This window comes from Sphingobacterium sp. HSC-15S19 (genome assembly GCF_050433745.1).
GTDB classification, from domain to species: domain Bacteria; phylum Bacteroidota; class Bacteroidia; order Sphingobacteriales; family Sphingobacteriaceae; genus Sphingobacterium; species Sphingobacterium siyangense.
This window is the reverse complement of record NZ_JBNPWQ010000038.1, coordinates 43,210-55,257: the sequence shown is the minus strand read 5'-3', so window position 1 is coordinate 55,257 and position 12,048 is coordinate 43,210. Positions and strand designations below refer to the sequence as shown.

13 protein-coding genes are annotated in these 12,048 nt (G+C 42.0%); 3 read left to right on the top strand and 10 right to left on the bottom strand.

Annotated elements, in window-relative coordinates:
* Positions 1-99: 99 nt before the first annotated feature.
* The 3 genes from L1283_RS23820 (at position 100) to L1283_RS23810 (ending at position 2,235) form a co-directional block, all read left to right on the top strand.
* The gene (locus L1283_RS23820; protein ID WP_175442038.1) at positions 100-873 is read left to right on the top strand and encodes a phosphatase PAP2 family protein; all 774 of its coding nucleotides are present in this window, start codon (positions 100-102) and stop codon (positions 871-873) included.
* 205 nt (positions 874-1,078) lie between these two features.
* Positions 1,079-1,345, top strand: coding sequence for a transposase (locus L1283_RS23815; RefSeq protein ID WP_286849002.1), 267 nt, complete (start codon positions 1,079-1,081; stop codon positions 1,343-1,345).
* Entirely contained in the window at positions 1,273-2,235 is a 963-nt protein-coding gene (locus L1283_RS23810; RefSeq protein ID WP_312334879.1) for an IS3 family transposase, read from the top strand. Before L1283_RS23815 ends, L1283_RS23810 begins: the two co-directional genes overlap by 73 nt.
* 607 nt (positions 2,236-2,842) lie before the next feature.
* On the opposite strand, the gene L1283_RS23805 is transcribed toward L1283_RS23810, so the two are convergent.
* The 10 genes from L1283_RS23805 to L1283_RS23760 form a co-directional block, all read right to left on the bottom strand.
* Positions 2,843-3,031 carry a hypothetical protein gene (locus L1283_RS23805; RefSeq protein WP_070569879.1) on the bottom strand — a complete coding sequence of 63 codons (189 nt, stop codon included), beginning with the start codon at positions 3,029-3,031 and terminating at the stop codon, positions 2,843-2,845.
* 100 nt (positions 3,032-3,131) lie between these two features.
* A complete protein-coding gene (locus tag L1283_RS23800) occupies positions 3,132-3,500 on the bottom strand; it encodes a hypothetical protein (RefSeq protein ID WP_070569878.1) in 369 nt (122 codons plus the stop codon).
* A gap of 30 nt (positions 3,501-3,530) precedes the next feature.
* Positions 3,531-5,516, bottom strand: a complete 1,986-nt coding sequence (mobC, locus tag L1283_RS23795) for a conjugal transfer protein MobC (RefSeq protein ID WP_070569877.1) — start codon at positions 5,514-5,516, stop codon at positions 3,531-3,533.
* 23 nt (positions 5,517-5,539) lie between these two features.
* Positions 5,540-6,844, bottom strand: coding sequence for a relaxase/mobilization nuclease domain-containing protein (locus tag L1283_RS23790; protein WP_070569876.1), 1,305 nt, complete (start codon positions 6,842-6,844; stop codon positions 5,540-5,542).
* Positions 6,826-7,221: a plasmid mobilization relaxosome protein MobC gene (gene mobC / locus L1283_RS23785; RefSeq protein WP_070569874.1), complete on the bottom strand. Its 396-nt coding sequence runs from the start codon at positions 7,219-7,221 to the stop codon at positions 6,826-6,828. The genes L1283_RS23790 and mobC (L1283_RS23785) overlap by 19 nt, the downstream gene beginning before the upstream one ends.
* Before the next feature lie 200 nt (positions 7,222-7,421).
* Positions 7,422-8,207, bottom strand: coding sequence for a hypothetical protein (locus tag L1283_RS23780; protein WP_429626492.1), 786 nt, complete (start codon positions 8,205-8,207; stop codon positions 7,422-7,424).
* Between the two features lie 39 nt (positions 8,208-8,246).
* Positions 8,247-8,444: a hypothetical protein gene (locus tag L1283_RS23775; protein WP_429626491.1), complete on the bottom strand. Its 198-nt coding sequence runs from the start codon at positions 8,442-8,444 to the stop codon at positions 8,247-8,249.
* A gap of 18 nt (positions 8,445-8,462) precedes the next feature.
* Positions 8,463-10,064, bottom strand: coding sequence for a hypothetical protein (locus L1283_RS23770; RefSeq protein WP_070569870.1), 1,602 nt, complete (start codon positions 10,062-10,064; stop codon positions 8,463-8,465).
* A 20-nt stretch (positions 10,065-10,084) separates the two neighbouring features.
* On the bottom strand, positions 10,085-11,380 hold the full coding sequence (locus tag L1283_RS23765) for a hypothetical protein (protein WP_070569868.1): 1,296 nt from the start codon (positions 11,378-11,380) through the stop codon (positions 10,085-10,087).
* 33 nt (positions 11,381-11,413) lie between these two features.
* A complete protein-coding gene (locus L1283_RS23760; protein ID WP_070569866.1) occupies positions 11,414-12,025 on the bottom strand; it encodes a hypothetical protein in 612 nt (203 codons plus the stop codon).
* Positions 12,026-12,048: the final 23 nt, after the last annotated feature.

The following is a 12,048-nucleotide window of genomic DNA, read 5'->3' as shown; positions in this document are numbered from 1 at the left end:
AACAAACTCAACTCTTTTTCTTTATTGCCTACCATACCTAAATTTAATCACCTAAAGATAAGAAAACTAAATTATTTAGCAAAAGGATAGGTCAATTAAATGATTTCAAGAATAATTCTAATATATATATTAATAGTCTTGCCTATACTGTTGTGTGCTCAAGATAGCACAATTGTTTTAAAAAAAACTGATACAGTATTTGGCGATAAAAGTATTTACAATCTTGGTTATAAAAAATTGATTCTACCCACTTCTTTGATTGCAGTCGGCGCCATTAGTTTTGCCATCCCACCGATGAAGGCACTGGATGTTTCAACCAAGATAGAGATTTCTCATGATAAGCCGGCAAAAACGACCCTGGATAACTATACGCAGTATTTTCCCGCTGTAATGGTGTATGGATTAAATTGGACCGGGGTAAAAGGGGAACACGGTTTTAAGGATCGTACTATCATATATGCAATGTCTCAGCTTATAGCTGCTGCAATCGTCACTCCTGCGAAAAATATAATTGCAGAAGAACGTCCGGATGGATCGAACAGAAAATCATTTCCTTCGGGACACGCTGCTACAGCTTTCTCTACCGCTCAATTTATGTACAGAGAATACAGGGGTAATAATCTACTGTTGAGCCTTTCAGGTTATCCGTTTGCGATTTTCACAGGAGTTTACAGAGTGATAAACAATAAACATTGGATGACAGATGTCGTTGCGGGCGCAGGTGTAGGCATTCTTTCAACAGAGCTAGCATATTGGTTGTATCCTAAGACCGATTTCCTATTTAAAAGAAAAAAGAATATGAACACTAGAAGTTTTTTGGTTCCCTTTTATCAGTCAAAGAAATTAGGATTGTCTTACTCATTGATTTTTTAAAGTATGCAAAATGAAAAAAAACAAAAAACTCAAAGACGACGGCCAGAAAAAAAACAGAGAGTTGTATCAGTTCATAGCAAAAGAAATCAACCTTATAAAATGAAAAGATCACTGTTCATGACATTCGTACTCGTCATATTGTAAGCTTCCCTTAAAACCGTAGTGTTTAAAAGTAGATAAAAACACTAACTTTAAAGTTGAAGCAATGAAAAAGTCAAAATTCACAGAAAGCCAGATTCTTGGCATTTTAAAGGAGCAGGAGACGGGCAAGGGCGTAGCCGATATCTGTCGAGAGCACGGCATCAGCCAGGCAGCATTCTACCAATGGAAAAGCAAATACTCTGGCCTGGAGCTCAACCAGCTTAAGCGGATGAAGGAACTTGAAGCGGAGTTGGCTCAATACAAGCGGATTGTAGCGGAGCAAACTTTTCAGATTACGGTAATGAAAGACGTAATCGAAAAAAAGCTTTAGGGCCTGCCGAAAAGCGAGAGCTGGTTGCTTACTGCCATAAGCATTATAAAGCCAGTATCCGGCAGGCCTGCACTTGGTTCCATATTCAGCCATCGGTGTACTACTACCGGCCGCAACCTAAAGATGACGATCATATCAGGCACCTGTTGTCAGAGTTGTCGATCCTTCATAACCGTTGGGGATTTTGGATGATGCATTACCACCTGCGGCATCTCAACCATCGTTGGAATCACAAGAAGGTATATCGCATTTATACCTCAATGGGATTAAATCTGAAACGAAAATGTAAGAAGCGTTTGCCTGCAAGAGTGATGGAGCCTTTGTTACAGCCGATCCATCCCAATATCACCTGGTCTATGGATTTTATGCATGACGTGTTAAGCACAGGTATAAACTTTCGATCTTTGAATATTATTGATGATTACAACAGGGAATGCCTGGGTATTACGATTGACACAACATTAAACAGTAAACGTGTCATTCGCCAGCTGGATCAGCTGGTGGGATGGCGTGGCCTGCCGCAAAAGATCCGCGTTGATAATGGACCGGAATTTGTGGCCCAGGCATTGGCATCCTGGGCTGATGACCGGGGTGTAGAACTTAAGTTTATCGAGAAAGGCAAACCTTTTCAGAATGGATATATGGAGCGGTTCAACCGAAGCTTCAGAGAGGAAGTGTTGGATGCATATTGTTTTACCCGGATAAAAGAGGCTCAGGCAATGGCCCATGCATGGATGTGGATATACAATAATCAACGGCCTCATCAATCGTTAAACTACAAGCCACCGGTCACCTTTTTAGAACAACATCAAAAACAATCAAACTTCCCTACGTTCATTGCAGACGAAAATTGCAATTGGGAAAAACTTGTAAATGCCTCAACAGTATGACCAATTTCTTTTCCCTGGCTCCAGGGTTTATAGGGCAAAACTGAATGATCTCTAACAAAAAACTCTACTTTTAACCGTTAGTATTCAAGGTGAGTTTACAATATTGTTTATTGTAATAACTATTGCAATTATAACACAATTAAAACATATATATATCCATCTTTCAGGAAAGGGGCATTAAATAGTTTCGCGAATGATATTTATATGACTTTATTTTTGACAATGATGCCGTTTTTTCTGGTCTCTTTTGTAGGCTACATAAAAATACACAACAATAATATTTGCTAGATTTAAAGGAAAGATACTAGCTCTGATATTAAAGAAGAGGTTATATACTGTGTATCTTAGCCATTAAACACACTAGTAAACTATTATTAAGCTTTTTTTAGTTCTAGACTTTTGTGACTCTTGAAATCTGACTTCTATAGCGATAAATTTCATTTTAAATTCATGAAACTCATTCGGGGATTTAATGCCCTCTATATTTTGGTTCAACCGGTTCGTCTTTGACTTCTGTATCAAATTATTATTAAAAGATTTTTTTCAAAACTTCCCTTTTGCCTTTTGGGGTAGTATTGCCTGTGGCAACCATATAATCAAAGAGTTCCTACAGCCCCCTGTTATGAATTTCTCCTGCAAAATCAAAGGGATTTGCAACTGCCTTATTAACCTCCAAAGTAGAACCCAATTTAGTCTTACGAAGAGTACAAAGGCTCTGCTGCTGCGCTTCAGGATACTGCTTACAGATGATAATACTCACTGCTATTATTGCAGCAAAGAAGATGATTTTTTTCATGTTTAATCATTAACTGACGGAAATATTTCAGGATCAAATATGAAAAATACGGAGGTACGACATTGAAATTACATAGGTAGCTATCCAACTTTCGATCTGTCTATAGCCTTCTGTGCCCCTTACCTTGGCTTTTTACTTTCTTATTTATCCTTTGTTTCATTTTCTCATTAGCTTTCTGGTCCTTTTTTTGAAACTGTCCTTTTTTTAAGATGTCATAAATATGTCGACTTTCAAACTCAATAGTTTCATTATATTTTATTACGTTGGTAAGTAAAATATTATCGACCCGGGCTGTAATTTTATATCCTTCAATAGCGGTTATTTCTGCCCAAAACCGTTCCCTAAAAGCGCAGACCTTAACGGTATCACCGATCTTTAACTCGCGTAGGTCGTTTTGATCCGGGACGTCAAATGTATCGGGATGGATTTGTTTCATCTGCTGCGCATCTATAAAATCTATCTTTTTCATAAACCCATTATTTTTGTGTTTGCTATTATATTATTCTCTTACTATCAGCAAATGGGCAAGCTCTGGCGTCTCATAGATCCGCTCCATTTCAGACTCGATAAGCATTACTATGTCCTCTTTGATTTGAAGGTAATTCTGTTCTATCTCCGTAGGGGTAACCGTCCTGGGCTTGGGAATAGGAACATAGCCATCCATCTCTGCTTTGATAGCAGCGTGGTCATTGATAATTTCGCAGTGGAAATTCTTAAGCTGGATTTTTTGCTCCGGGTTATCAGCTACCGATCCCACAAATTCCCCGGAGGAAAGTGACGAAATTGTTGATGCCGGTATAGCGGATTCCAACTGGGTGGATTTACTGATAGAGGTATCACTGGCATTAATGGAAAGGCTTTCCCGCTCCTGCATGATTTTTCCAAACCGCTCGGATAATGTCTTGGCGGTATCTCCAAGGACCTGACCCGAAATCAGGTTACCCACGATATTGAAAATCACATCGGCGCTTTCCTTTCCATAATCTTTGCGTAATTGGGAGATATCTTGTACCGCCAGTGTGGTCGCCACTTTATTGCCACGGGCTGTTGCTATGGTACCTTCGATACCGGAAACACCACCAATATATATGGTTGGGAACTCGTCAAATAACAAAGAGCTTTTCAGTTTATCCTTCTGGTTGACCAGCTTAAGCATCCTGGCTACATACAGGGAAAGCACGGCACCATAAACCTGGGTCTTCTGTGGATTGTTACCAACACAGACGATTTTGGGATGCTCTGGATTATTAATGTCCAGGGTAAAGTCATTACCCGTTAGTACATAATAAAGCTGTGGAGATGCAAGCCTTGCCATAGTAATCTTAGCAGAGGCAATCTGTCCCTCGAGCTGCTCCATAGCACCATTGATGTAGGCGGTAACGAAAGGGTTGATCAGCACCTCAATCTCTGGCTCGGTCCTTAGTACGGGGAAAAGCTGGTCGTAGGGCATCTGCATGAGCTCAATGCAATGGGGCAGGGTACAGTATTTTCCGTTCTTAAATTTGCGCAGATACCAGATAATGCCAGTAAGGAAATTTATTGGTGACTCCACAAAGAAATCCCCGGCCTTTTTGATCCACTCCCTGTTCAGTCCCAACATTATCGTTCGGCTGCTCTCCGTGGCATCTGTTATATCGGTCATGCTCTCCGGATAAAGCGGGTTACATCGATGGTAGATGCTGTCGAAGTCGATAACATAAAACTTTGGCTCGACTTTATACCGGTGCTTATTTTTCAGGTAAGCATTGTATGCAATGATGGAGAGGTCGTCAAACTTGAAATCGTAGACGAACATCGAAAAGCCCTTTGCAATATGCTGGGTAATGACGTGCCGGATAACAAAGTAACTCTTACCCGCTCCCGGTGTGCCAACCACAAGAAGAGCCCTAAAAGGATTGATGAAATTGATCCAGGATTTACGGATCTTGCCTTTGAGATTGTATTGCGCTGGCAGATTTATGGAAAATTCATTTTCCAGAAGCCGCTCTTCCTGTGGGAAAGTTTCCTGTAGTTTATTGAAAACATCGGTATTCAGCCGGTTACGGATAATGCGTGAAAGCAGGCTTCCGCCATGCAGGATCATCAGAAACCCAATGCCGGTAACAGCCATATACATGGAGGCCAATACCTGGACTGAAGCCTGCAATCCGAGTAACAGATGACTCAATCCGTAGATGAGGAGCCCAACAATAAAATAGCGCAGCGCTGTAGCAATCTTTAGTTTCTCATCCTTTTTTCCCTTGGATCCTATAAGGGAAACCAATACCAAAAAAAGCGCTCCTATTTTTGAAACCTGGAAACTGGCAAACAGCCCAGTATTGCCGATCCGCTCCAAAACCTGCCGGACTACTTTATGGGATAGTCCCCACTGCTCGAATGCCCGGTAACAATAGACATAAAAATGAAGGAATAGAATCAGTAAACTAACCTTCCTTATGAAATCAATGATCTTTCTTAATGCTTCCGCATTCTCCCCCGTATTCATACTTCACGATTTTAATTTCAACTTCACGTTTGCGACTGTTGCCGCATTTTCTTTTTCTTCTTTCTTTTTTGCGGATCAAATAGGACCTGCTCATGCTCATCATAAAAAGCGATATCCAGTATCTGCTCAATTACAGGAAGCTCTCTGCCTGGATGGGGTGGCGATGCCCCCCCGACGGTTGAAGATGCCGGCTTTACTGCTGTATTTTGGCTCAATGAAGGCTTGTTCAGCGGTCCTTTTTGGTCCGCTCGTCCTACCATAACATTTGTAGTTTCCCTGAGCCCTGATAGCTTTTCCATAAAAGCTTTCGCCCCATAGTCTTTGCCTACGGCGCTGCCATTGACAACGATCCGGGTCGCGTTGTCGATAAAAGTGACACCGTAGACCCCGGCGGCTTCGCTCTGGCGGAGCAGGATACGGATGCCATGACGGTGGAGCCTTAGCTCAAAATCCGCTCTACTGGTAGCGGTACGCAGCTCCCGGTCCAGCAAATGTTTTAGCCGCAACACATAGGGTTTCTTCTGCTCCTTACTAGCCAAATACACCTTCTCGAGGTTTTTAATGGTAGGTGATGAGTAGATTGAGCTGGCCTTGACGGGGATACCAACACGCTCGCCATGCTCGTCCAACAAACTGTAGACAAGACCGCCCTTGCTGTGCATAAAGGATCCCTCCTCTCCAGGATCTGCCAGCACGCCAAACTGTCCCAATACAGCATTGAGTTCCGGAAGGGAGTTGAATTTATAGGTGCCGACAACTTCGCGTACAATAGCGGAGATCGCTGCCTTTGTCTCCCGCTTTCCATAGACTACCCCCTGAAGGTGAGCAGGCTTTAGAACAAATGCCTGTTCCTTTTGCTGGTCTTCTGCTTTGACCAGGTTATAGGAAATCTCCAGACTTTTACGGGCAGGTTCCGAAAGTAGCTTGCCGATATTGTGCGTTTCAATCCTATTTCCATCAGCATCTATATTGACAGTAGCCAAATGAATATGTGGGTGAGCGGCATCGAAATGCCGGTACACCAGGAACGGTTGTCCGCCAAAACCGATAGCCTGCATGTAATCGGAGGCCAGGCGGCAGAGCGTCTCATCGTCGAGTTTATCCTGCCGGGAAAAGTTGAGGGTTATGTGCAATGCATTGGTTCGTGTCCGTTCATTGAGCTGGGTCAATTTTTCAAAACGTTCCTGCTTATTGTGGAAAGATAGCTCCGAAATTTCCCGGCCAAACCCGGAGGCCATGAGCACTTTGGCCTCTGCATGTCGAACCTTCCGTTCATTATAACTCAGGATACCGCGGATGTTTTTACCGCTCACGATCCGGGCAACCATACCTTCGAAAGATTGGAAATAATACCAAGTAGCTCGGTCACTTTAAGGTCGGTCTGCTGGTAAAGCCGGGTAATTTCCATCGCAGAAAAGAGCTTGGCTTCGGCTCCGCTGGCATTATGGAACCGCTTGGTGACCTGGTTGATGTTGACCCCGATTGCCTGGATCTGCTGCCGTATTTTGGACAGCTCTTCCATGAACATGTCCAGGGAAGCATCCCTGGAAAGAACAACGATCTTTTTATTATCCAGGATATTTCTGAGCAGTTCGCTCAGCGATTTTATGCCCTGGGACCTGAGCTGCAGGCTCTGGAGTTCCTCGAATTTTTTAGCGGTAATACGCGTATGTATCCTGTGTGTAAATCTCTGCCTCTGTTCCATTTTCTTCAATTTTATCTTATACAATACGCTGATCCTGTTTCGTAAGAAAACCCGACTCCGGAGGGTTTTCGGTCCCCTTTATGCCGGTAGGCAAATGGGGCAAGATGGGTTTGTCGACAAACCTACATCTTGCTGGATACCCAGTTCAAAAGGGGCATCCTCCAAATTCCTGATTCGGGCAATTACTTAACTATTGATATTTACATTCGTGACGATCTTCCTTTGGCTTTTTGTAGCAATTTTTTTGGACTTGCTTTGTGGGAGACTGCCTTTTGACTTTTACTATTGGAAATTGTTTCCCGCTCAAGAAATTCCAGAAGTTCCGGGACTTTCTGCACTTTTATTCCCTGAGAATCGTAACTACCCACCCTGAAAATTTGCTCCTGCATTCCCATTGGGGTTAGACTATCATAGGGAAACTTGAACATACCTTTTTCATTATTTAAGAATAAAAATTCGAGATAAATTCCGGGTTCTTTAATGATATTGTGGTAGAAGTTCCTGCGGTAAGATTGTAGTTTCGCACGTTTGTGACCGTTAAATTCCATGGTCGCTCTGGTAATCGCAGTGGTAAAATCCTGCTCATAGGCTAAAGCTTTATCCAATTCATTAAAATCATGCTGCAAGAGAGATTTCAGTACTATATTAGGATCCCTGTCCAGCAGTATTTCAGAAAATGGTAAAGGATACAAATTCATATGTTCAGGAAAAGGTGAAGCAAACTGTTGCCGGGATATGGTAGCGGAATAGTATGGTAGTGCGGCTCGATCCTTTTGAAGCTTTAGCATCATAGCCTCCTGCGCCAGCAAATCTTTATACTTTCCGCTTTCAAGGTCCAGATAAGAAGCCTGTAAAAATGAACCCCTGGTGTCATAGCCCCTATATCCAGAAAAATCCAGGCCAGATTTCTGTTCGAAATCGGAAATTCCCTTGGGAAAATGGTAATAGAGACCTTCTGTATTGCTGCCGATCCTTTCAGTTTCCATCTTTCTTTCGAGTTCAATACTGCCATCGCTAACAATGAACTACTTCATTTCCTTAATTTCTCTTCCTTTAATCAGTTCAGCGCTGGAGCCGTCAAATAACCAGTTAAGGTTTCCAAATGTTATCATTCTCTCCACTGCAATTTTAAAATCATTGCAATATATTTTTGCACCTGAGGGATATGTCGTGGGCTCATTGAATTGAATATCTATGCAGTAATTACAGTTTTCTTTTTCCATTTTCGTGACTATAAAGATTTAAAGACTTTTTCCTCTACGTTTAATTGAGGAAGTTTTATTACTTACGGTGCTGTCATTTTTTAGAGATGCTTTCGGATCCAAATGCGGAATTTGGTTTTGCCTCCAATTAGGATCCAGCTGGAAATTGAAAGGAATTTCCTGGTGGATTTTATCAAAGATTTTTAGCCCGTCCAACTTTTCCGTGAGCTCTATGATGATAATATCTCCTGATTTTGCTTCTACTTTAGCAGGCATACCATCCAATAGACGCTGCAACATTTCATCTTTCCGATATTCCCAAACAGGTAACATGTTCCAGATTTTTTCCAGTTCTTTTTTAGAAATTGCCTGGAAGTATTCGATGTTTGCAGTGGTGCCGTCGACGGATTCAGAAAGCCGTTGCCAGGTGCCGATCGTCAAATTGTTCTTAAAATCTTCTAAATAAACTGGTCTTCCGGAAAGCAGTCTAACTGCTTTATCGATGTTAATTTCAGCAGGAAAAACAGCTTTTTTTACAGGAAGGCCTGCAAGCCGATCCATAGCAGAAGGTGTAATCATGTCATTGAAATAGGGTGCGGTTAGCCAGTGCTTAAGCATCAAAGACTCGGCTACCTGTTTTCCTTCCGTATCAGATGCTATACGGAACAGTTCCTCCTGTAACAGCTCAATATCCTTTGGAAAGTTAACCTCAGAATCGTTTTCGGTAAAGGCAATGTCTTTGTCTTCCCTCCAATTTATAGTACTGAATTTATTGTCTAACCTTTCAGAATCTACGCCATTAAAGTTTCCATGCGTAATCTCTGGTAGTTGAACTACCTCAAGTGTATATCCTTCCAGATTGTACCATCCTTTATCTAAAAAAATCGGCACAGCCAGGTTAGCAAAGTATTCCTGGTTAGAAAAAGAAAAATTTAACTCAGTTATTCCCGGAATTTTTTTTAGCCTTTTAATTGCTTCGTCCTTGATTGCTGATTCCGTAATAGCGATGGCTCCCAGATCAGTTAAATGCATAGTAATAGCTTCGATCCTTTCGGATATAATGAGGAAAGCAAGATCTGCAGTTAAATGGGGATGGTCTTCCAGGTGGAAATTGTAATCATGCTCGTATAGGCGCCTCATCCTCTCCGATTCTTCCGAAAAGATGGCAAACATATCGGCAGGCCAATGTTTGTACATGAGCAAATCGGCTGTAAATTTTACTTGAGAAGATTCCGACAAAAGTAGTTGAGCAAGGCCATCTATGCATTCCTTTACCATTTCAAACTCGCTATCCGTAGTGTCTCCCTTTTGCTTAATCTCCCAATATTTTGTCCAGTTTATTATCGACATCTTTTGGTCGAGTTGGATGGAATTTATGCCATTTACTATTTTTTGATCTATATCTAAGGGCATTCGATGGTTTGCATGGATAGCAGTTAATTCATAAGCAAGGCTCCTTTCCAGCCATTGGAAATTGAGTCTGTACTCCATAAGTTCATCGCCAAACTCTTTTTTCCTGGAAATAGAAAAACGCGGCAGGCCATAGGCCTCATTCCTATCAATATCTGATCTGAGCTGATCATCATTAAATCCTCTACTGGCAAGATTTTCCAAAATTTCCTGCATCTCCTGTTCGTTCATAGTCTCTGTTTTAAGATTGGTTAAATCCCACGTCCTTTGCGTTTTTTATTCTTTTTTATGTGAGCCAGCTTAGGTTTTGTTCGGGAAAACGTTTGTTGCGCAGCGGGTGGAGATTGTTGCTCGAGCCTGAAGTTGTAAGGGATGATATCGCCATTTGCGGCAGTCAGTTTGAGGCTCCTGGTATCCATGTCGATACTGATTTCGACCTCGGTTTTTTGGATTCCATGCAATGTGGTCAGGCATCTGTCGCCTGACAATAGTTTTGACAGCAAATGGTCCTTATGCATATCGTCCAAGGGAAGCATGGCAAGAAATGTCCGCAATTCATATTTAGAGGGACCTTCTTTGGGCTGGAGTTCTGTTTTATTTTCATGTGTCACAAACTGGTGCCAAGTAGTATATCCCCGGCTCTGTTTGAGCCCATCTAGCATGGCTGGCCTGCCGCATAGGAGATTATATATTCTCCTTGCTCCGGTATCCAGCGGAAATGTATGAGCAACTTTGGGAAGTTTATGGAAGAGCTCCCAGGCGTCAGCATGAATATGGGCGTCAAAGAATGGAGTATCTATCCAATGGTGAAGCTGGAGATTAAGTGCAAGGTCTCTACCGTTTTCATCCCTTAGTAGCAGCTCCATAGCATCTAGGATATCCATCGCTTCGGGAGTTGGTTGGGCCATATCCTGCTCATCGAACGTGTATAAATCATCCCGTTCCCAATCGATGGCATCCATTTTGTCGGCCAACTCCGCAGTCTTAATTCCATTGTAAATCCCATGTTTGAAGTCAGGATATCGGGTAAAAGTGGCGTCTATTTGTGTGGCCTTAAATTCCTTACCATCTGAAGTGACCCTGATCTCATAATCGATAACTCCCTCACTCCCGTTTTTGGATGCCCGGCATACAAAATGATCCGGATTGCGGCTTAAGATACTTTCTAAAAATCCATACACATCGGTATTGGTAAACTCGGTGATACCGCTACTGAGTATCAAAACCTGAAGCTGTTCCATTTTCCCTGAAAGGATATGAAAGGCAAGATTGGCATCGGCAATTCCCCAATCGGAAGCGGCAAATTCGCGGCTTCTTTCGTTTTCCTGCCCAGGATTATAAGTCGCGCTATATCCCTTCCATCTGTAATTGTCAAATTGGTGATCCCAGCCAAAATCCAAAAGATAATCCATCCTTTCTTCACCAAAATCTTTTCTGAACCCTACACTGAACTGAGTGCCCGCATTACGGTATTCCTTTAAAAAATCTTTAGGCTCAAACCCTTTTAATTTCAGGTATGCCAGTATTTGCTCTGCTTTCTCTTCCATCTCTACAGCATTTCTGGTTTACAAATGATCTTTTTAAATGCCCTTACTTTTTGCTTTTTGAGGAACGGGCTTCATAAGGTATTCCACACTCTGCTTTATAAATTGATCCTCCTTTAATCCTGCAGCTTTTAAAATAATTACCGGTATATTGCTGTTAAGCAGCTTTTCGTTGTCAGACAATGTTGGAAGCACTTCCTGAATAATTGTAGATTTCAGCAGTTCCGTTCCACTTTCGCTTTTGGTAAGGATATCTATCGGCGCCTTTGTTCTTACGGTCCGGATATATTTTGTCGGCTCTCCAATGACAATGCTCTGTTTCATGGCCACATCAACTTTTTTAAAGTATTTGGCATGTTCGAGTCTTTCCAGGTGTGCCGAAAAAAGGTCGCCTATTAGGCTTTTTAGACTTTGCGCGCTTTGCTGTGGCTTGCCATCGACCACAATAGATTTAGCAGGTAATTTGGCACAGTATTTTTCGGCCTTTTCTATGAGCGCATGACCTTTGTCGTTTAATGGGTAATAATGTGTCCCCATATGATTGCTTACAATGTTGCCGGCTTTGATACCATCGATCACCAGGTTCGCAGCAAATGAATGTGTGTCGATCCTGGGATTAAAACTTACCTTCTTTATTTCAATTTCCATGTTCTAAAAATTATGTTGTTTTC

Excerpts from the sequence above, each read along its gene's own strand:
- L1283_RS23820 (WP_175442038.1), top strand. The coding sequence starts at position 100 with ATGATTTCAAGAATAATTCTAATATATATATTAATAGTCTTGCCTATA.
- L1283_RS23815 (WP_286849002.1), top strand. The coding sequence starts at position 1,079 with ATGAAAAAGTCAAAATTCACAGAAAGCCAGATTCTTGGCATTTTAAAG.
- L1283_RS23805 (WP_070569879.1), bottom strand. The coding sequence starts at position 3,031 with ATGAAAAAAATCATCTTCTTTGCTGCAATAATAGCAGTGAGTATTATC.
- L1283_RS23800 (WP_070569878.1), bottom strand. The coding sequence starts at position 3,500 with ATGAAAAAGATAGATTTTATAGATGCGCAGCAGATGAAACAAATCCAT.
- mobC (WP_070569877.1), bottom strand. The coding sequence starts at position 5,516 with ATGAATACGGGGGAGAATGCGGAAGCATTAAGAAAGATCATTGATTTC.
- L1283_RS23790 (WP_070569876.1), bottom strand. The coding sequence starts at position 6,844 with ATGGTTGCCCGGATCGTGAGCGGTAAAAACATCCGCGGTATCCTGAGT.
- mobC (WP_070569874.1), bottom strand. The coding sequence starts at position 7,221 with ATGGAACAGAGGCAGAGATTTACACACAGGATACATACGCGTATTACC.
- L1283_RS23780 (WP_429626492.1), bottom strand. The coding sequence starts at position 8,207 with ATGGAAACTGAAAGGATCGGCAGCAATACAGAAGGTCTCTATTACCAT.
- L1283_RS23775 (WP_429626491.1), bottom strand. The coding sequence starts at position 8,444 with ATGGAAAAAGAAAACTGTAATTACTGCATAGATATTCAATTCAATGAG.
- L1283_RS23770 (WP_070569870.1), bottom strand. The coding sequence starts at position 10,064 with ATGAACGAACAGGAGATGCAGGAAATTTTGGAAAATCTTGCCAGTAGA.
- L1283_RS23765 (WP_070569868.1), bottom strand. The coding sequence starts at position 11,380 with ATGGAAGAGAAAGCAGAGCAAATACTGGCATACCTGAAATTAAAAGGG.
- L1283_RS23760 (WP_070569866.1), bottom strand. The coding sequence starts at position 12,025 with ATGGAAATTGAAATAAAGAAGGTAAGTTTTAATCCCAGGATCGACACA.